The organism is Nocardia sp. NPDC058114 (assembly GCF_042884695.1).
Lineage (GTDB): Bacteria > Actinomycetota > Actinomycetes > Mycobacteriales > Mycobacteriaceae > Nocardia.
Genome location: NZ_JBHVTK010000005.1, coordinates 47741 through 64763 on the forward strand (window position 1 = coordinate 47741; position 17023 = coordinate 64763).

Genomic DNA, 17023 nt, shown 5'->3' on the forward strand with positions numbered 1-17023 from the left:
AATCGTGCCTTGGCGATACCTTGGGGTCTTCTTTTCGCCGGTCAGACGGTCCTGTTTCGCGGCGTACGGTGGGAATTGCTTATCCGACCGACACGGGGGTGTTCGCACACATGACTGATTCCGACCGCACGCTGATCGCCGTTCTGCTCGACCGTTCGGGGTCGATGCAGACGATCAAGGCCGATACCGAAGGTGGGTTGGCCGCCTATTTCGAACAGCAGCGCAGTGTGCCGAAGACGATCGAGGTCACGCTCGCGCAGTTCGACACCACCTATGACGTGGTCTACGCGAATGTGCCGCTGGCTCAGGTGCCTGCGCCGAGCTTGCAGCCGCGTGGCGGGACCGCGCTCTACGACGCGCTCGGCAAGCTCGTCACCAGCGTGGGCAGCGAGCTGGCCGAGCGCCCCGAACACGAGCGTCCCGGCACCGTGATCGTCGTCGTTCTCACCGACGGCCACGAGAATTCCAGCCGCGAATGGACCCACGCCGCCGTGAAGTCCCTCATCACCCAGCAGCAAGACGTGTACAACTGGACCTTCGTCTTCCTCGGCGCCAACATGGACGCCGTCGAAGTAGGCTCCAACCTCGGATTCGACCCCGGCTCGGCCATCACCTACGCCCCGGTCGCCGGCGGCGTCCGAGGCGCCTTCGACGCCCTCTCCGCCTACTCCGCCCGAGCCCAAGCCGCCCCCGCGGGCGCCGCCCGCCGCGCCCGCTTCTCCGACTCCGAACGCCGACAAGCCGACCAGGGCGAGTAGTCCTACGCCGCGTCGACCTTCTCGAACCGAGCGACGAACCGAACCTCGAGCGCATACGCCAAACGTTCGAGCATGCCGATTGTCGGTGTCCCGCCCCCGGATTCGATCCGTGAGACCTCGGGCTGACGCAGCCCGGCCCGTTCGGCCAGCTGTGTCTGTGTCAGCCCGAGTTCGAGCCGCCGTTCGCGAATGGCTTCGGCCAGCTCGATCGCCAGAATCGCCTCGGCCCGCCCGGCCTCGTACTCGCCCGCGTCGAACCCAGGGCTGCTCATCCGTTCACGGCGCAGGTCGTCCATCGATGGGTGCTCATTCATGATCGGTTACCTCCTGTCGAAATCTGTGTGGGCACAACCATGTTCCGATTCGCATACCTTGCGTAGTGCCTTGGCTCGCGCCACCTCGTCGGTCTCCCGCATGCGAGTCTTGCGGAAAACTGTCAGCAGCACGATGCGACGACCCGGAGCGAGCCAGTAGGTGATTCGCATTTCTCGCGGGTGAAGGTGAAAGCGGAGTTCACGTACCCCATCGCCAAGATTGCGCGACCACGGTTCGGTCAGGGTGGTCGCACGCTCGGCAAGCATGCCCACATACACGTCTACCTGGCCGTACTCGCGTGTAGTCAGTGAGCGCAGCCATCGGGCGCTACTGCCAGCCTGGGCGGACCAGGCCTGATTCGTAGGCGAGGACTACGAGTTGGGTGCGGTCTCGGGCGGCTAGTTTGGTGAGGATTCGGCTGACGTGGGTGCGGGCGGTGGCGGGGGACATGTAGAGGCGGGCGCCGATTTCGGCGTTGGTGAGGCCTTCGGCCACCAGGGTCATCACCTCGCGTTCGCGGTCGGTGAGTTCGGCGAAGGCGGCGGGGGGTGGTTGTTTGGCGTGGGTGGAGAATTCGGCGAGGAGGCGGCGGGTGACGCCGGGGGACAGGAGCGCGTCGCCCGCGGCGACGACGCGGACAGCGCGGAGCAGGTCGGCGGGCTCGGTGTGTTTGACCAGGAAGCCCGCGGCGCCCGCGCGGATCGCCTCGAAGACGTATTCGTCGAGTTCGAAGGTAGTGAGGACGACGACGCGGACCGCCGCGAGCTGGGGGTCGTCGGCGATCATGCGGGTGGCGGCGAGGCCGTCGAGGATCGGCATGCGGATGTCCATCAGCACCACGTCGGGGACGAGGGCTCGGGTCATCCGGACGGCTTGCTCGCCGTTTTCGGCCTCGCCGATGACTTCGATGTCGTCCTGGGCGTCCAGCAGCGCGACGAAACCGCCGCGCACCAGCGCTTGATCGTCGGCGACGAGAAGCCGGATCTTGGTGGGCCCCGCACCGGTCGGCGGCAGTTCGGTCATGCGCCCGCCTGCCTGCCCGGTGAATCCGACGATCGCGCGGATGCGGTCGAAGTCGCTGGTCGAGCGGGCAATCGGGCCGCCACCCGGAACCCGCCGGACGGTCGCGGCCCCGCGGTGAGCGCCCCGCCGAGCGCGTGCGCGCGCTCGCGCATCCCGATGATCCCGTTGCCGCCGATGCCGGTTCGGACAGCGGTCCCGGTCGGCCGGGTGTTGTCGACGGTGATGTCGACCGATTCCGGGGTGTATCGCAGGGTGATCAGAGCTGTCGCGCCGGGCGCGTGGCGCACCACGTTGGTCAGCGATTCCTGCACGATTCTGGCCGCGGCCACATCGATCACGCTCGGCAGCTTCTTCGGCGTACCGATGATCTTGGTATCGACGTCGAGCCCGGTCGCGCGGGTGCGCTCGAGCAGGGTGTCGAGGTCGTCGAGGGTCGGTGCAGGCGCACGCGGCGCGGGACGCGGCGGAGGGGGTGAATCATCGACGACGGGAGCATGTTCCGGGTACTCCGGCACCACCGCCGCGCCACTGCGAATCGCGTGCAGCAGCGTGTGTACCTCGGTCAGTGCCTCTTTCGAGGTCGTCTTGATGGTCGCCAGCGCCGCGGCCGCCTGCTGCGGCTTGCGATCGAACAACTCCAGCGCCACCGACGACTGCACGTTGATCAGCGAAAGACTGTGTGCCAGTACATCGTGCAGTTCCCGCGCGATCGCCAACCGCTCCTCGGAGGCCGCCCTGGCCTGCTGCGCTTGCTCGTCGCGTTGTGCCGCCTCGGCCCGCTGCTCGCGCGCCAGCACCACCGCGCGCCGCTGCCGCACGCCCTCCGCGATCGCGACCAGCACGCCCATCCAGGCCAGCAGGCCGAATATCTGCCACGCGTCGGAGTGCCGCCCGAGCAGGGCGGGTAGCGGCCACACCATCGTCAGATACCCGATCGCGACCACCGGGTAGGTGCGCCATCGCGATCCGGTGACGGCGGCCGAGAGGAACGCGATCACCAGCGACAGGAAGATCGGCCCGTACCCGTAGTCGCGCAGGACATAGGTCACCGTGGCGATCAGCGACACCGCCAGCACCGCTTCGGGCACTGCCCGCCGGAAACCGAGCGCCACCGGCCCGGCGAGCAGCAGCAGATACGCGAACGCGTCCAGCGACCGCACCCCGGTTTGATGCGAATTCGCACCGGAACTACCGGCCAGCTGGATCACCGCGACCACCACTGCCAGGCCCCAGTCCTGAACGACTGAGCCACGCTCCCACTTCGCAGACGCTCCCACGTGCCCAACCCTATTGTGTGCGCCCACCCACCGCGTCGGCCTGCGCACGTATTTCCCGCGGGAAGCCGCGTAGGCCGCGCGGCGTAGCGCCGTGCACGCCGCGCGACGGATGTCCCGGGACCCCTCGAGCGCGGATTCTGATTCCCATGAACGAATCGATCGTGGTCACCACCGAGTTGACCAAACGCTATGGCGAGCACCTCGCGGTGGACGCGGTGAGCATGCGGGTCGCGGCCGGGGAGATCTACGGATTCCTGGGGCCCAACGGCGCGGGCAAAACCACCACGTTGCGCATGCTGGCCGGTCTCATCCGGCCCAGCGCGGGCACCGCGACCGTGCGGGGCCTGTCGCCGGGCGATCCGGCGGTGCTGCGCCGAATCGGCGTCCTCATCGAGGGCCCCGGCTTCTACCCGTACCTCTCCGGCCGCGACAACCTGCGAGTATCGGCCCGCTATCGCGGCCACGGCAATGCCGAGGTCGAGAAGGCATTGGAACGCGTCGGCCTGGCCGACCGGGCAGGCGACCGCTTCCGGACCTATTCGCTCGGAATGAAACAGCGTCTCGGTGTCGGCGCGGCCATGCTCGGCGACCCGGACCTGCTCATCCTCGATGAACCCACCAACGGCCTCGACCCGGCGGGCCTGGCCGAAATGCGCACGCTCATCACCGATCTCGCGGCCGACGGACACACTGTGCTGCTGTCGAGCCACCAGCTCGCCGAGGTGCAGGAGATCTGCCACCGCGTCGGGGTGATCTCCGGTGGTCGCCTGCTGGCGGAATCTACGGTGGCCGAATTGCGCGGCACCGCGACACTGCTGGTGCGTGCCGAGCCCGTGGACGTGGCTCTGGACGCCGTCCGCGCCGTCACCGATGCCCCCGCTCGAGCGGGCGCGGACGGCATCAGGGTCGACACGAGCGCCGCGCTGGCCCCTGAGGTGGCGCGAGCCGTCGTGACGGCAGGCGCGGACCTGCTCGAACTGCGGGTGGACGAGAAATCGCTGGAAGAAGTGTTCTTCGAGATGACGGCTGTGGAGGTAGCGAAATGAACGCCATGACAAGGGATCTCACCGCGAGTATCCGTGCGGAGGCGCTACGGCTGAGCCGCTGGCCCGCCTTCTGGATCGTCCTCGGTACCTGGATCCTGCTCAACCTGACCTTCGCCTACCTCTTCAACTACCTCGCCTACACCTCGGGCGAGAGCGGTGCGATGTCGGACGGCCTGCCTCGCGATGTCCTGCTCGGCCAACTCATGCCCGCCGCTGTGCCCGAGGTGTTCACGCAGGGCATGTCGATGTTCGGCGGCGCGTTGGTGCTGATCCTCGGCGCTCTCGCGGTGGGCAGCGGATATGGCTGGGGCACGTGGAAAACCGTGTTCACCCAGGGCCCGAGCCGAGCCGCGGCCGTGGGGGGACTGCTGTTGACGCTGCTGGTAGTGGTCCTCGCGCTTGTCCTGGTGGCCTTCGCCGTCGATGTCGGCATCGCCTCCGTGATCGCAGTCGGCGAATCCCAGCCGGTGACGATGCCGTCGCTCGACGACTCACTGATCGGAATCGTCACCGGTACCGCGATTCTCGGTATGTGGATGCTCGCGGGAGCGCTCATCGGCGCCATCGCTCGTGGTCCCGCCCTCGCAGTCGGCCTCGGCCTGGTCTGGGTCCTGGTGGTGGAGAACCTGCTTCGCGGTGTGGCGGGGATCTTCGGCCCGATCGAAGCTGTCACCAACGTGCTCCCCGGTACGGCCGCGGGCTCGCTGGCCGGGGCGATGCGCACCGTGGAGGGACCGGCCAACCCTGGAGTTCTCGACATCCTCACCCGCGGTGAATCTTTCGCTCTGCTGGCCGGGTATGTGATGGCCTTCGCCGGTGGCACCATCTGGTTGATGACCCGCCGCGATCTCACCTGACGCGCTGCGATCATCGAACCCGGCACCAGGTAGCGGCAGTCCGACACGGACGGCCGCTACCTGCGCGTCAGGTCAGGACCAGCCGACCGGGTTGGACGCCGTTTCGCGGGAGATGCCCGAGCCCGTGTCGGGGAAGGCGCCGAAGCGCTCGTTGTGCAGGTGGGCGAAGAAATAGCACATCTGCTCGCATTCGGCGTCGGTGGTCGCGGCCTCGGGGTCGGAGCTGACGGCGTCGTAGTAGTCGCGGCCCATGGCCACGATGAATCCGCGGGCATAGAGGAAGCCGTCGTCGGAGCCGTCGGTGATCGCCTGGAGGTCGGCGCGGTCGATGTCGTAGAGCGCGCGTTCGGCGACGCGGTCGAGCGCGGTCAGTTCCGCGCTGCTGAAATCTGTTGACAGGGTGTTCAACTGGGCGAGGAAGGCATCGAGTCGGCTGTCGAGGTCGCCTGCTGCCGTCCGCAGGGCCGTGGACGGATCGGTACCGGTGGCCGTCCAGGCCGACGCGATCAGATTCCAGAATCGGGAGATGTCTTCGGGGGTGCTCGTCACCTGCCGGACGGTACTGCTCGGGTCCGACATGGAGCGGGGTTCGAGGTCATCGGTCAGGCACGCAGGAGACGCTGGGCGAGGGCGGACAGACCCGCGGTGATCTGCTCGGGCGACAAGCCGCGTTCGCGTTGCTGGAGGTAGACCTCGGCGGCGAGTGGCGCGAGGACCGTATCGACCAGCGAATCCGGCTGTGGCACAGCGGCTTCGACCAGCAGCGACCGTACGTGCACCGACCAGAACCCGTAGGCGCCGGTGGCGAAGCGGGCGCCGCCGGTCTCCGCGCCGAGCACCAGATGGGCGTGGGCGGTGAGCAATTCGACCATCGCCGCGTAGAAGGCGGCCAGGCGATCGGCCGGGGGAGCGCCGGGGCCGAGCGGGGGTGCGCCGCGCAGGAGTTGTTCCTGGAGGGCGCGTTCGTGCTCGTCGAGGAGGGCGACGGCGATCGCGTTGCGGTCGGGGTAGCGGCGGTAGAGGGTGCCGCGGCCCACGCCCGCGGCCTTGGCGATGTCGTCCATGGTGATCGTGCGTGGGTCGCGAGTGGCGAAGAGGCCGGCCGCCGCCGCCAGGACTTTCGCACGATTGCGGGCCGCGTCGGTGCGTTCGGTGGGTGGCTGCGCGTCGAGCGCCAAGCCGGTGATCAGGTCGGATCGTGGCTCCATGGGTACGACTGTAGCCCCGCAACGAATATCTGGACAACATGTCCACTTGTGTTCTATCGTCGAGAAATCGACAAGTGGACAGCATGTCCAGTTAGGAAGATGTCATGACTCACCTGCTGCACCTCGACGCCAGCGCCCGGACGAACTCCCTCAGCCGCACGCTGGGCGCCGAATTCGTCCGGGCCTGGCGCGACGCCGAGCCCGGCGGCACCTACACCTACCGCGACCTAGCCGCCGAGCCGACGCCGTTCATCGACGAGGGCTGGACCGAACTGTGTGACGCCGTCCTCGCCGCCGGGGCCACCGACCTCGACCGGCTCCCGGAACTCGCCGTCACTCCCGCGGCGAAGGCCGCATGGCGGGTGGCCGAACCGCTGCTGGCGCAGGTGCTGGCCGCCGACGTGATCCTGATCGGCACACCGATGTACAACTACTCCGTCCCCGCCGCTCTCAAGGCATGGCTCGACCAGGTCACCTTTCCCCGAATGTCGCTGGGGGAACGCAGGTTCGTCGTGGTGACCGCCCGTGGCGGTGCGTACTCGCCCGGTGCGCCCAAAGCGGCGTTCGACTACCAGGAGCGCTTTCTGCGCGACTTCTTCGCCGGCCACTTCGCTGTCACCGACACGGTTTTCGTCAACGCCGAACTGGCCAATGCCGTGCAGGATCCGAACCTGGCCCATCTGCGCGCCGCGCACGAAGCCTCGCTCGCCGCCGCGCGGGCCGAAGTGCGTTCGCTGGCAAAGGATTACGTGCGATGAGCTGGATAGTGCTCGGCCTGGCCGGGCTCGTCGAAATCGTGTGGTCGCAGACCATCAAACCGACCGAGAATTTCACCAGACTCGGTCCGACCCTGCTCTGCGTCGCGCTCGGCTCGCTCGCCGTCTATCTGCTCTCGCGCGCCATGCAGACCCTTCCGGTGGGCACCGCCTACGCGGTTTTCACCGGAATCGGCGCGCTCGGCGCGATCGGTCTCGGTGTGCTCGTGCACAAGGATCCGCTGAGCGCGGGCCGCGCGCTGGCGCTGTCGCTGATCCTCGGCGGCATCGTGCTCGCGCGGGTGACGAATCCTGAGTAACTCTGTCGTACACCCGATGCGAGGATCGGCCGGTCATGACCGGTAAGGTCGGCTGATGGACCAGCCAGTTCGCCCCCCGGACCTGTCCACGCGGCCACATGAGCTCACGGTCGAGCGCGTGATGAAAGCCCAGCCCAGCCTGCTCTACGCGGCCTGGACCCAAGGCTTGGATTTATGGCTGGCCGTTCCCGGATCGGTGCTGATGCGCCCCGCCGTCAACGAGCCCCTCTACTTCGACACCGGCTCGCCCGAAAAGCGCAACCCCCATTACGGCCGCATTCTGCTGCTCGAGCCGAATCGGCGGATCGAATTCACCTGGGTCACCGCCGCCACCGACGGCGTGGAAACAGTGGTCGCCGCCGAGTTCCTCAAACAACCACGCGGTATCCGCCTGCGTCTGCGCCACTCCGGTTTCCCCACCGCGGCGATCCGGGACCTACACCAGCAGGTCTGGCCGGACAAACTCGAGCGTCTCGACGAAATCACCAGCGCCACCGTCTGAGTACCCGAGTAGGTTCGTCATCGCCACGCAATACAACTCGAACCGAAAGGATTGCGATGCCGACTCGCAGCGCACGCACACTCTGGTCAGGCGGACTGCAGGACGGGTCCGGGCAGGTCGAACTGGCCAGCTCGGGTGTGGGCAAGTTCGATGTGAGCTTTCCCCGCCGGGCGGCCGACACGGCCGAGGGCACCAGCCCGGAGGAGCTGATCGCGGCGGCGCATTCGTCGTGCTATTCGATGGCGCTCTCGGCGGAGATCGCCAATGCCGGTGGGACGCCGGAAAGCCTCGACGTCGATGCCGATGTCACCCTCGCGCCCGACCCGGCCGGTGGCTTCCGGATCAGCAAGATCAAGCTCACGGTGCGCGGTCGTGCCTCGGGGCTGGATGCCGACGGGTTCGCCGCGGCTGCCCTCGCGGCCAAGAACGGTTGCCCGGTCAGCAAGGCCCTCACCGGGGTGGCCGAGATCGAGCTGGACGCGGCACTGGCCTGAGCGGCGCTCGCCGTCACCGCTGGGTGAACCAGCGGTGCGCGGCGGGGGTGTACATGGCCGGGATCGCGATGACGACGGCCAGGATGTGCACGGTCCGGCAACCTGCCAGCACGGTCGAGCTGGGGGACATGCCGTCGAACAGGGTCGCGTAGTCGTCGGTCGACAACACCACGGCCAGCGGCTCGATGATCAGCGAGACCAGGCCCACTACGCCGATGCCGACGGTCAGCAGCGCACGGGCCACCCGGCTGCCGTTCAGCATGTACAGGGCCACCCCGGCGACGGCCAGGTAGATGGCGAGCCGGGGTAGCAGACCCGTTGCGGTGGCGCCGAATTCATCGCCACCACGCACGGCGCGCAACACGCCCTCGGCGGCCCCGGCGGCGAGCGCGGTGACGAGCCCGCCGAAGGCGACATTCACGGCGCGAGGGCGAGTGCTGGAAACAAGAAAGGCAGTGCCGGTCATGACACCGACACTGCCGTTCTCAGCTGCTCGCGAGGATCACCCTGCGGTAGGAACCTTGTCCACTACCGGAGTGCTACGCCGCGAGGCGAATTCCGTGAGTGCGGCGAACGCCAGCCCCAAACTCACCCACAGCGTGGTGGTTTCGGCCAGCGAAGCCACCCGGAAGTTCCACAGGAGGGTGGCGGGGAAGTCGTCGGCCACCTCGTTCACGCCGGGCAGCAGCACGTAACCGACCGTGGTGACCACGACGAACGCGCCCACCCCGGCGATGAGTCGCAGCGTGTCCGACGCGGCGAGCGCACGGTAGGCCGCGACAGCGGCCGCGACGGCCAGCAGGCCGAGCACGACGGCCGCGACCCACAGCCAGGTGCGCTCGTTGATGGTGTCCGGATCGCCCACCGCGGGCGGGTTGGCCGGATACTTGAAGAACGGCACCGCGACGATCGCCGCCCACGCGAGAACCGCCGAGGTCAGCGACAATTGGGGCCCCGACAGGTTCGTGAACCGGCGAGCCACGTTCACCGCCGACGCGAACAACGCGCCGAACGCCATGCCGGCCAAGCCCAGCGCGAGGAACTGTCCCGCCTTCTGACCCGGCCGGCTGACCAGCGGTTCTTCCTCGTCGCCGTGGGAGTGGCCCTGCGGCTCCGCGGCTTCGTGGCCGTGCTCGGCCGGAGCGGCCGCGGCCTCTTCGATAGCGATCGCGGCGTCCACCTGGGGCTCGCCGACGAAGTAGCCCACTGTCGCGGCCAGCAGGCCGGCGATCAAGCCGGCCAGCAGGCCACGCAACAGCAGGGTCTTGAGTGATCCGATCAGTGGCACGGAACACCCAGCAGGTGACGTCCGTCGTGCATCAGCTCGTGCAGGAACATCCCGCTACGCGAGACGGCCCCCTGGTCGAAACCGACCAGGTACAGGGCGAGCAGTGCTAGCAGGACGACACCGACCGTGACGAGCACGGTTGCGAGGGTGTCGAGACCGGTAGACCGGCTGGGTGAATGCGCGATAGCCATTCGGGTCCTCCTCTAGGGATACGCGTCCCACGGTTGAAGTGTGGTGCGAAGGTGCCGGTGTCTGGCTCTCCGGCACCGGGGACCCGGTACTTGGATACAGTGGCGCGACCGCTCCGGACTCACACCGGAATTACCGCGCACCCTCGCGGATGTTCCCTCGAACTGTGACAGCCGCGAGCCACCCACGTCAATACACGCAACCGCATGTCCAGCGGAAACGCCGCTGTCAGCCCTTCGCCGGCACGTCGAGGACGACCTCGAACTCGAGCAGCGAGGCGCCCGTCGACACCGGCTTGGGACGCTCGCCGTCGCCACCGTTCCCGGCGTGCGCGGCACGGGCCGGACCGTCACGCCACGCGGCGAACGAATCCTCCGAATCCCATTGCGTCACTACGAAATACCGGTTGTCACCGGCCACGGGACGCAGCAACTGGAACCCGAGGAAACCGGGGGAGTTCTCCACCGCTCCCGCACGCGCGGCGAACCGCTTCTCCAGCTCGGGGCCCGCGCCCTCGGGAACTTCGATCGCATTGATCTTCACAACAGCCATGCGGACAGTATCGCTGCCGACCGGCGCCGGGTGTTCGCGGCCCTGGCGGGCCTCGCCTCGGCGCGGGGACGGAGCTGGGGCAGTATCGGCGGTGTGTTGTACGACGAAGGCGGGTCCGGGGTTCCGATTCTGCTGTTGCACGGGTTGATGGGGAGCGCGCGGACGTGGGCCGATCAGGTGCCGTGGTTGCGGGAGTTCGGGCATGTCTACGCGGTGGACGCCGCCGGGCACGGCCGGCCGACGCCCGCCGAGCTCACGACGGAGGCGTTCGTGGCCGATCTGGCCGAGCGCACCGCCGCGATCACCGAGCCGATGGTGATCGTCGGGCACTCGATGGGCGCGATCCACGGGTGGGTCTTCGCGGCGACCTGGCCCGAACGGGTGCGCGCGATCGTCGTCGAGGACATCGCTCCCGATTTCACCGGCCGCACCGCCGCCCACTGGGCCGAGCTGATCCACTCCTGGCCGCAACCGTTCGCCGACGAGCAGGCGGTGCTCGACTATTTCGGTCCGGTCGCGGGCACGTATTTCCTGCGCGCGTTCACCGCCGCGTCCGACGGCTACCGGCTACACGGCGAGGTGGACACCTTCCGCGCGATCTCCGAGGAGTGGGGCACGCGCGACTTCTGGACCGAATGGAAGTCGCTGCGGGTGCCCACACTGCTCATCGAAGGTGAGCACACCATCACCCCGCCGGGGCAGATGCGGACGATGGCGCAGGTGCATCCCGATGCGGAGTATGTGCGCATCGCCGAGGCGGGCCACCTCGTGCACGACGAACAACCCGAGGCATACCGCGAACACGTCGGCCGGTTCCTGGAGCGCGTCACGAGGTGAGTCGGCAGGTGGTGGTCCCGATCCGCCGGCAGATGCCGAGATCCGGCATCACCCGGTGGGGCTTCCTTCGCCCGCGAGTGCGAACAGCCCATCGTCGGTCTGCTCGATCAGCCCGTCTACCAGCAGCGAGTCCAACGCTCGCGCACGCTGACCCGGATCGCGGGTCCATGCCAGGTCGAGGCGAATCCGCTCGACCGGACCTGACGCGTCGCGCAGCACGTCGAGCAGCCGCCCACGGGCCTGACGGTCGGTGCCCTCGTACTTCTGCACCTTCCGCACCACGTCGGCGGCCGGTTTGCCCGCCGTGACCCAGGCGCAGCTCGGCAGCGGGCAGCGGGCGCAGTCCGGATTGCGGGCCGTGCACACCAGCGCGCCCAGTTCCATCAGGGCGGCCGAGAACCTCGCGGCCCGCGGCACCGGAACAGGGAGCAGTGCCTCGGTTTCGGCGAGATCGCGCGAGGACGGGTTGCCGGGCTCCCTGCCGTGGACCGCCCGAGCCACCACGCGTCGAACGTTCGTGTCCACCACGGGAACTCGCTGCCCGTAGGCGAAACAGGCCACCGCGCGAGCGGTGTACGCGCCGATGCCGGGCAGGCTCAGCAGCACGTCGACGTCGGTGGGGACCACGTCACCGTGTTCGGTCGCCAGCACCCGCGCGCACTCGTGCAGCCGCAACGCCCGCCGCGGATATCCCAACTTGCCCCACGCCCGCAGCACCTCCGCTTGCGAGGACGCCGCCATCGCCGACGGCACCGGCCAGCGTGCCACCCATTCGCGCCAGATCGGCTCCACCCGCACCACCGGCGTCTGCTGGAGCATGATCTCGCTCATCAGGATGTGCCATGCGGTCGCGTCCGGTTCGCGCCACGGCAGCGGGCGCGCCGTGTCGTCGAACCAGTCGAGCAGGGCCTGCGCGTCGATGCTCACTGTTCCCGTTTCCTCTGAGCCAGTCTCTCTTTGCCGACGCGTAACGTGGCGGACTCGCTGGTAACCAAGGGTCTGTGCACAATGGTCGGTATGCCTGGTTCCAATCCGATAAGCGCCTGGAAGTCGTTGCGCGAAGGCAATGAGCGCTTCGTCAACGACACCCTGCAGCATCCTAGCCAGGGTGCCGCGGACCGAGCCAAACTCGTCAAGGGCCAAAACCCCCACGCGATCCTGTTCGGCTGCGGTGATTCCCGCGTCGCCGCCGAGCTGATCTTCGACCAGGGGCTCGGCGACATGTTCGTGGTGCGCACAGCGGGCCACGTCGTGGACAGTTCGGTGCTCGGCTCGATCGAATACGGCGTCGAGGTGCTCAACGTGCCACTGATCGTCGTCCTCGGGCACGACAGCTGCGGCGCCGTGAAGGCCACCATCGACGCGCTCGACGGCGGCGAGGTGCCCGGTGGGTTCATTCGCAGCGTGGTCGAGCGGGTGACCCCGTCGATCCTGGTCGGGCGACGCGAAGGGCTCACCTCGCTCGACGATCTCGAAGCGCGTCACGTGGTGGAGACCAGCAAGCTGCTCATGCAGCGCTCGATGATCATCTCCCAGCGTGTTGCCACTGGTCAGTGCGCTATCGCGAGCGTCACCTACAAGCTCGAAGACGGTCGCGTGCACCTGCGGCGCACTGTCGGCAATATCGGCGAGGTGGTCTGAACCGCCGGCTTCTCCCCGGTTCGGCCCCCGACACGCCGAGGTCATCGAGCGCGCCCCTGCGCGCTGCGCTTACCGTTGAGGCGTGCTGGAACCGAATGGACCGCTGTCACCGGAGATCTACTGGCGCCGCCGTGCACTCGCGATCGGCGTCATCGTCGTCGCGCTCGCGATCGTGATCTGGCTCGTCACCATGGTCGCGCGCGGTGGGGACTCGTCCGGCGCCGACAACGCGGCCGCGAGCACGACCACGTCGGCGGAGTCGAGCGCGTCCGAGACGAGCTCGGCGTCGAGTAGTGCGTCGTCGAGTAGTGCGTCGGCCACGCCCAGCAGTGGGTCGGTCACGCCCAGCGCGACGACGACAGCCGCCGATCAGCCCGCGGCACAGCCGTGCCCGGATCAGTCGCTGGCGCTGAAGGTGACGGTCGGCCAGCCGACCTATCGGGTCGGCGACCAGCCCGCGTTCGGCACAGTGATCACCAACATCTCGTCCGCGGCCTGCTCGCGTGACCTCGGCGCGGGCCCACAGTTCCTCGTCTACACCCTCGACGGCCAGCGCAGGCTCTGGGCGAGCAACGACTGCAACCAGGACGATCCGGCGGAGATGAAGACGCTCAAGGCCGGTGAACAACTCTCGTACAAGGGCACCTGGTTCGGCACCACCTCGCAGCCGCAGTGCGCGGGTGACCGCCTCCAGGTGCCCGCGGGTGCGTACATGGTCGTAGCCCAGCTCGGTGCCGTTCGCAGCGCCGCGGAGCCGTTCAACCTCGCCTCTTGACGCCGCGCTCCCGCATGCCGGGGGCATTGTGCGGGTGCGCCATAGGTCACATGTTCAAGATGGGTTGATTTGCAGCGTTCGCAAGATCGGCGGTGCCGTCAATGGACATTGGCGCGGCATTGGCGAACCGGCGCTGAATCAGGCGATTGCCGCAGTTATTCCACCGCCACCACTTCGCGGGGTGCGCGGGATTTGCGGAGTTCGGCCAATCGCAGTGCCGATCGCAGATCCCCGACCTCGTGGATACGCATCGTGCCGGTCTTGGTTTTCTCCGAACCGGGCGGAACGAGCGCGGTGGTGAACCCCAGCCGTTCGGCTTCGGCCAGGCGTCTGCCGAGCCCGGTGACCTTGCGAACCTCACCCGCCAGCCCGACTTCGCCGAGGATCACCCACCCCGCGGGCAGGGCGATGTCGGCCTCGGCGGAGGCGATGGCCAAGGCGATGGCCAGGTCGGCGGTCGGCTCGAGCAGGCGCATCCCGCCGACGGTCGCCGCGTACACATCGTGCTTGCCGAGAAATACCCGGCCTCGGCTCTGCAACACCGCCAGCACCATGGCGACGCGGTTGTAGTCCAGCCCGCTCACCGCCCGGCGTGGCTGCGGGATCTCGGTCTTGACGGTCAGCCCCTGCACCTCGGCCACCAGCGGCCGTTTGCCGTCCATCGCGACGGTCACCGCCGTACCGGGGACGGTGTCGGTGCGATGGTGCAGGAACAAACCGGACGGATCGTCGACGCAGGCGATGCCGTCGTCGTGCAGTTCGAAGCAGCCCACCTCGTCGGCGCTGCCGAACCGGTTCTTGATGCCGCGAACCATGCGCAGCGACGAATTCTTGTCGCCCTCGAACTGCAGCACCACGTCCACCAGGTGTTCGAGCGTGCGCGGGCCGGCCACGTTGCCGTCCTTGGTGACGTGTCCGACCAGCAGCACCGCGATCCCGGTCGCCTTGGCCAGCGAGGTCAGCGCCGCAGTGACCGCGCGCACCTGGGTGACACCGCCGATCACCCCGTCCACCTCCGGTGCCAGCATGGTCTGCACGGAGTCGACGACCAGCAGCGACGGCCGTACCTGCTCCACATGCCCCAGCACGATCGACAGATCCGATTCGGCCGCCAGGTACACCCGGTCGTGCACCGCGCCCGTGCGATCGGCCCGCAGCCGCACCTGCCCGGCGGACTCCTCGGCGGTCACGTACAGCGCGGTCTCTTCGCGCGCCGCCGCCCACCGGAACGCGACCTCGAGCAGCAGCGTCGACTTGCCGACTCCCGGCTCGCCGGACAGCAGCACCACCGACCCCGGCACCACCCCGCCACCGAGGACCCGATCGAGCTCGCTCACCCCCGTCGACCGCGCCTGCGTGACCTTGGCGTCGATCTGCGACAGCGGCGCCGCCGCGGTACTCGGCAGCATCGCTCGCCGCCCTGGAGCAGCGGTGGACGCCGAAACGGCCACCTCGTTCACCGTTCCCCAGGCACCGCAATCAGGGCACTTACCCACCCACTTGGACACCTCGTGCGTGCACGCGGAGCACCGGAAGACTGCTTTGGTCTTGGCCACACGCGCACCCTACGGACCCCGACCGACACAAAAAGGAAGAGCCGCCGCGAAGTTCGCGACGGCTCTTCCTCACGGCTGGTGTCAGTGACCGCCCGCGCCCTCGGGCGCCGGGCCGGACTTCTCGTTCTCGATGCGCGGGACGGCCGCGGCATCGACCGGGACCGACACCTGCACGGTGCCCGCGTCCTTGAAGTTGAAGGTGACGTTGTAGGTCAGGCCGGGGACGATGTCCTTGGACAGGCCCGTGATCTCGATCGTGGCCGGGGTCTTCACCGGGTCGTTCGAGGGGATGTCGATACCCGCGGCGCCGGTCGGCGCGGCCCCGGTGGTGGTCGGCGCCGCCGAGGTGGTGCCGTGGTGATCGTCGGCCGCGGCGGGCTTGGTCTCACCCGGTCCCACGACCACGGTCTGCTGCGGCTTCAGCACGAACTTGGGGTCGCCCGCGGCTCCGGTGATCTTGACCTGGCCCAGGTCGGTGCTCACGCTGGTCAGCTCGTCGGTGACGGTCTCGCTGTTGTTGATGATCGACAGCGCGATCACCGCCTTGCCGCCCTTGTCGTGCTCGGCAGCGGCCTCCGGATACACGATGTGCACGTTGCGCAGGGCGATGGCGCCGACGTTGGCGTGGTTGCCGTTGATCGCGGCGGCCTGCGTCGAGGTCTGGGTGTGCTGGCCGGCACTGCAGCCGGTCAGGGCGATGCCCGCGGCAGCGGCGAGCGCGGCAACCGTCACCATGCGACGTCGCGCCGAGTGGGCGGTCACAGCTTTCAGGGCAGTCACGGTTTGTCCTCCATGTCGACCGGGCTCACTCCGTCCACACGGGGATCGGAGGGTAGTAACTAGGCAGCGTAGTAGTTCACTTCGCGCGGGTGACGTTCGGGCTCGCGACGCGCGGGTGCGGAAGTAACAGTTCGGTGTCTCGAGGGGGTTTGCCGGATCGATGCCGGGATCGCGCTGTGCGATAACCTGTCGCTGTGCTGGTGGTTAACCCGTTCTGCCACAACACAATGCACAACAATTCTGTATTGTCAACCCCTGCGATGGCCTCGTTGTGGCCCTGACCTGCACAGTTGATCGCGCCGTTATCGAGTCGCATGTTAAACTGTGAACATCGAAAGGGGCACGGGACACATGATTTTTAAGGTCGGAGACACCGTCGTTTACCCCCACCACGGAGCGGCGCTGATCGAAGCAATCGAGACCCGCACCATCAAGGGTGTGCAGAAAGAGTATCTGGTCCTGAAGGTTGCGCAAGGCGACCTGACCGTTCGGGTTCCCGCAGAGAACGCTGAATACGTCGGCGTCCGTGACGTCGTCGGCCAAGAAGGTCTCGACCGCGTCTTCCAGGTGCTGCGCGCGCCACACACGGAGGAGCCGACCAACTGGTCCCGCCGTTACAAGGCCAACCTCGAGAAACTCGCCTCCGGCGATGTGAACAAGGTGGCCGAAGTGGTGCGTGACCTGTGGCGTCGTGAGCAGGACCGCGGCCTGTCCGCCGGTGAGAAGCGGATGCTCGCCAAGGCCCGTCAGATCCTCGTCGGTGAGCTCGCGCTCGCCGAGGGCACCGACGACGGCAAGGCCGAATCGCTGCTCGACGAGGTTCTCGCCGCGGCTTCCTAGAAACAAACAA

The 17023-nt window shown here is 68.0% G+C and carries 24 protein-coding genes; 11 read left to right on the plus strand and 13 right to left on the minus strand.

Going from position 1 to position 17023, the window contains the following annotated elements:
• Positions 1–110: 110 nt before the first annotated feature.
• Positions 111–758: a VWA domain-containing protein gene (locus ACFVVI_RS19660; protein WP_378990743.1), complete on the plus strand. Its 648-nt coding sequence runs from the start codon at positions 111–113 to the stop codon at positions 756–758.
• A 2-nt stretch (positions 759–760) separates the two neighbouring features.
• On the opposite strand, the gene ACFVVI_RS19665 is transcribed toward ACFVVI_RS19660, so the two are convergent.
• Genes ACFVVI_RS19665 through ACFVVI_RS19680 form a run of 4 tightly spaced genes read right to left on the minus strand, consistent with a single transcriptional unit; the run spans position 761 to position 3373 of the window.
• The gene (locus tag ACFVVI_RS19665; RefSeq protein ID WP_387446203.1) at positions 761–1072 is read right to left on the minus strand and encodes a helix-turn-helix domain-containing protein; all 312 of its coding nucleotides are present in this window, start codon (positions 1070–1072) and stop codon (positions 761–763) included.
• 6 nt (positions 1073–1078) lie between these two features.
• Positions 1079–1390, minus strand: a complete 312-nt coding sequence (locus ACFVVI_RS19670; protein ID WP_378990809.1) for a type II toxin-antitoxin system RelE/ParE family toxin — start codon at positions 1388–1390, stop codon at positions 1079–1081.
• Positions 1391–1400: 10 nt separating this feature from the next.
• On the minus strand, positions 1401–2096 hold the full coding sequence (locus ACFVVI_RS19675) for a response regulator (protein WP_378990742.1): 696 nt from the start codon (positions 2094–2096) through the stop codon (positions 1401–1403).
• A complete protein-coding gene (locus ACFVVI_RS19680) occupies positions 2093–3373 on the minus strand; it encodes a sensor histidine kinase (protein WP_387446204.1) in 1281 nt (426 codons plus the stop codon). The genes ACFVVI_RS19675 and ACFVVI_RS19680 overlap by 4 nt, the downstream gene beginning before the upstream one ends.
• A 146-nt stretch (positions 3374–3519) precedes the next feature.
• Here ACFVVI_RS19680 and ACFVVI_RS19685 point away from each other — a divergent pair, with 146 nt between their 5' ends.
• Together ACFVVI_RS19685 and ACFVVI_RS19690 are read left to right on the plus strand one after the other, a co-directional pair.
• On the plus strand, positions 3520–4419 hold the full coding sequence (locus tag ACFVVI_RS19685) for an ABC transporter ATP-binding protein (RefSeq protein WP_387446205.1): 900 nt from the start codon (positions 3520–3522) through the stop codon (positions 4417–4419).
• A complete protein-coding gene (locus ACFVVI_RS19690; RefSeq protein ID WP_387446207.1) occupies positions 4416–5276 on the plus strand; it encodes an ABC transporter permease in 861 nt (286 codons plus the stop codon). The genes ACFVVI_RS19685 and ACFVVI_RS19690 overlap by 4 nt, the downstream gene beginning before the upstream one ends.
• A gap of 72 nt (positions 5277–5348) precedes the next feature.
• On the opposite strand, the gene ACFVVI_RS19695 is transcribed toward ACFVVI_RS19690, so the two are convergent.
• The gene (locus ACFVVI_RS19695) at positions 5349–5825 is read right to left on the minus strand and encodes a DUF4240 domain-containing protein (protein ID WP_387446208.1); all 477 of its coding nucleotides are present in this window, start codon (positions 5823–5825) and stop codon (positions 5349–5351) included.
• 53 nt (positions 5826–5878) lie between these two features.
• Entirely contained in the window at positions 5879–6484 is a 606-nt protein-coding gene (locus tag ACFVVI_RS19700) for a TetR/AcrR family transcriptional regulator (protein WP_379312587.1), read from the minus strand.
• Positions 6485–6588: 104 nt separating this feature from the next.
• On the opposite strand from ACFVVI_RS19700, the gene ACFVVI_RS19705 reads away from it, so the two are divergent.
• Genes ACFVVI_RS19705 through ACFVVI_RS19720 form a run of 4 tightly spaced genes read left to right on the plus strand, consistent with a single transcriptional unit; the run spans position 6589 to position 8555 of the window.
• Entirely contained in the window at positions 6589–7242 is a 654-nt protein-coding gene (locus ACFVVI_RS19705) for an FMN-dependent NADH-azoreductase (protein WP_387446209.1), read from the plus strand.
• Complete coding sequence (locus tag ACFVVI_RS19710) at positions 7239–7559, plus strand: DMT family transporter (RefSeq protein ID WP_378631554.1); 321 nt, start codon at positions 7239–7241, stop codon at positions 7557–7559. Before ACFVVI_RS19705 ends, ACFVVI_RS19710 begins: the two co-directional genes overlap by 4 nt.
• A 55-nt stretch (positions 7560–7614) precedes the next feature.
• On the plus strand, positions 7615–8061 hold the full coding sequence (locus ACFVVI_RS19715; protein ID WP_378990732.1) for an SRPBCC domain-containing protein: 447 nt from the start codon (positions 7615–7617) through the stop codon (positions 8059–8061).
• Positions 8062–8117: 56 nt separating this feature from the next.
• A complete protein-coding gene (locus ACFVVI_RS19720) occupies positions 8118–8555 on the plus strand; it encodes an OsmC family peroxiredoxin (RefSeq protein WP_378990730.1) in 438 nt (145 codons plus the stop codon).
• Between the two features lie 13 nt (positions 8556–8568).
• On the opposite strand, the gene ACFVVI_RS19725 is transcribed toward ACFVVI_RS19720, so the two are convergent.
• The 4 genes from ACFVVI_RS19725 to ACFVVI_RS19740 all read right to left on the minus strand — a co-directional run bounded on the left by ACFVVI_RS19725 (position 8569) and on the right by ACFVVI_RS19740 (position 10584).
• Positions 8569–9021: a hypothetical protein gene (locus ACFVVI_RS19725; RefSeq protein ID WP_387446210.1), complete on the minus strand. Its 453-nt coding sequence runs from the start codon at positions 9019–9021 to the stop codon at positions 8569–8571.
• A 36-nt stretch (positions 9022–9057) separates the two neighbouring features.
• Entirely contained in the window at positions 9058–9843 is a 786-nt protein-coding gene (locus ACFVVI_RS19730) for a CbtA family protein (RefSeq protein WP_378990728.1), read from the minus strand.
• Entirely contained in the window at positions 9834–10034 is a 201-nt protein-coding gene (locus ACFVVI_RS19735; protein ID WP_019044677.1) for a CbtB-domain containing protein, read from the minus strand. Before ACFVVI_RS19735 ends, ACFVVI_RS19730 begins: the two co-directional genes overlap by 10 nt.
• Positions 10035–10260: 226 nt before the next feature.
• Complete coding sequence (locus ACFVVI_RS19740; protein ID WP_378990727.1) at positions 10261–10584, minus strand: antibiotic biosynthesis monooxygenase family protein; 324 nt, start codon at positions 10582–10584, stop codon at positions 10261–10263.
• Positions 10585–10677: 93 nt separating this feature from the next.
• On the opposite strand from ACFVVI_RS19740, the gene ACFVVI_RS19745 reads away from it, so the two are divergent.
• The gene (locus ACFVVI_RS19745) at positions 10678–11421 is read left to right on the plus strand and encodes an alpha/beta fold hydrolase (RefSeq protein ID WP_379312583.1); all 744 of its coding nucleotides are present in this window, start codon (positions 10678–10680) and stop codon (positions 11419–11421) included.
• A 48-nt stretch (positions 11422–11469) separates the two neighbouring features.
• Here ACFVVI_RS19745 and ACFVVI_RS19750 read toward each other — a convergent pair whose 3' ends face one another.
• Positions 11470–12348 (minus strand): A/G-specific adenine glycosylase, encoded by an 879-nt coding sequence (locus ACFVVI_RS19750; protein ID WP_378990723.1) that lies wholly within the window; start codon positions 12346–12348, stop codon positions 11470–11472.
• 90 nt (positions 12349–12438) lie between these two features.
• Between ACFVVI_RS19750 and ACFVVI_RS19755 the strand changes: the two genes are divergently transcribed.
• Positions 12439–13062 (plus strand): carbonic anhydrase, encoded by a 624-nt coding sequence (locus tag ACFVVI_RS19755; RefSeq protein ID WP_056819369.1) that lies wholly within the window; start codon positions 12439–12441, stop codon positions 13060–13062.
• Positions 13063–13144: 82 nt separating this feature from the next.
• A complete protein-coding gene (locus ACFVVI_RS19760) occupies positions 13145–13837 on the plus strand; it encodes a hypothetical protein (protein WP_387446214.1) in 693 nt (230 codons plus the stop codon).
• Between the two features lie 155 nt (positions 13838–13992).
• On the opposite strand, the gene radA is transcribed toward ACFVVI_RS19760, so the two are convergent.
• Together radA and ACFVVI_RS19770 are read right to left on the minus strand one after the other, a co-directional pair.
• Positions 13993–15393 (minus strand): DNA repair protein RadA, encoded by a 1401-nt coding sequence (gene radA, locus ACFVVI_RS19765; RefSeq protein WP_378962695.1) that lies wholly within the window; start codon positions 15391–15393, stop codon positions 13993–13995.
• A gap of 81 nt (positions 15394–15474) precedes the next feature.
• The gene (locus tag ACFVVI_RS19770; protein WP_378990719.1) at positions 15475–16173 is read right to left on the minus strand and encodes a hypothetical protein; all 699 of its coding nucleotides are present in this window, start codon (positions 16171–16173) and stop codon (positions 15475–15477) included.
• Between the two features lie 351 nt (positions 16174–16524).
• On the opposite strand from ACFVVI_RS19770, the gene carD reads away from it, so the two are divergent.
• Positions 16525–17013, plus strand: coding sequence for an RNA polymerase-binding transcription factor CarD (carD, locus tag ACFVVI_RS19775; protein ID WP_019044685.1), 489 nt, complete (start codon positions 16525–16527; stop codon positions 17011–17013).
• The last annotated feature ends 10 nt before the right edge of the window (positions 17014–17023 follow it).

Bases quoted from the DNA above. Each gene is read 5' to 3' on its own strand.
- ACFVVI_RS19660 (WP_378990743.1), top strand. From the start codon at position 111: ATGACTGATTCCGACCGCACGCTGATCGCCGTTCTGCTCGACCGTTCG.
- ACFVVI_RS19755 (WP_056819369.1), top strand. From the start codon at position 12,439: ATGCCTGGTTCCAATCCGATAAGCGCCTGGAAGTCGTTGCGCGAAGGC.
- ACFVVI_RS19685 (WP_387446205.1), top strand. From the start codon at position 3,520: ATGAACGAATCGATCGTGGTCACCACCGAGTTGACCAAACGCTATGGC.
- carD (WP_019044685.1), top strand. From the start codon at position 16,525: ATGATTTTTAAGGTCGGAGACACCGTCGTTTACCCCCACCACGGAGCG.
- ACFVVI_RS19735 (WP_019044677.1), bottom strand. From the start codon at position 10,034: ATGGCTATCGCGCATTCACCCAGCCGGTCTACCGGTCTCGACACCCTC.
- ACFVVI_RS19665 (WP_387446203.1), bottom strand. From the start codon at position 1,072: ATGAATGAGCACCCATCGATGGACGACCTGCGCCGTGAACGGATGAGC.
- ACFVVI_RS19700 (WP_379312587.1), bottom strand. From the start codon at position 6,484: ATGGAGCCACGATCCGACCTGATCACCGGCTTGGCGCTCGACGCGCAG.
- ACFVVI_RS19690 (WP_387446207.1), top strand. From the start codon at position 4,416: ATGAACGCCATGACAAGGGATCTCACCGCGAGTATCCGTGCGGAGGCG.
- ACFVVI_RS19705 (WP_387446209.1), top strand. From the start codon at position 6,589: ATGACTCACCTGCTGCACCTCGACGCCAGCGCCCGGACGAACTCCCTC.
- ACFVVI_RS19740 (WP_378990727.1), bottom strand. From the start codon at position 10,584: ATGGCTGTTGTGAAGATCAATGCGATCGAAGTTCCCGAGGGCGCGGGC.
- ACFVVI_RS19710 (WP_378631554.1), top strand. From the start codon at position 7,239: ATGAGCTGGATAGTGCTCGGCCTGGCCGGGCTCGTCGAAATCGTGTGG.
- ACFVVI_RS19675 (WP_378990742.1), bottom strand. From the start codon at position 2,096: ATGACCGAACTGCCGCCGACCGGTGCGGGGCCCACCAAGATCCGGCTT.
- ACFVVI_RS19720 (WP_378990730.1), top strand. From the start codon at position 8,118: ATGCCGACTCGCAGCGCACGCACACTCTGGTCAGGCGGACTGCAGGAC.
- ACFVVI_RS19725 (WP_387446210.1), bottom strand. From the start codon at position 9,021: ATGACCGGCACTGCCTTTCTTGTTTCCAGCACTCGCCCTCGCGCCGTG.
- ACFVVI_RS19715 (WP_378990732.1), top strand. From the start codon at position 7,615: ATGGACCAGCCAGTTCGCCCCCCGGACCTGTCCACGCGGCCACATGAG.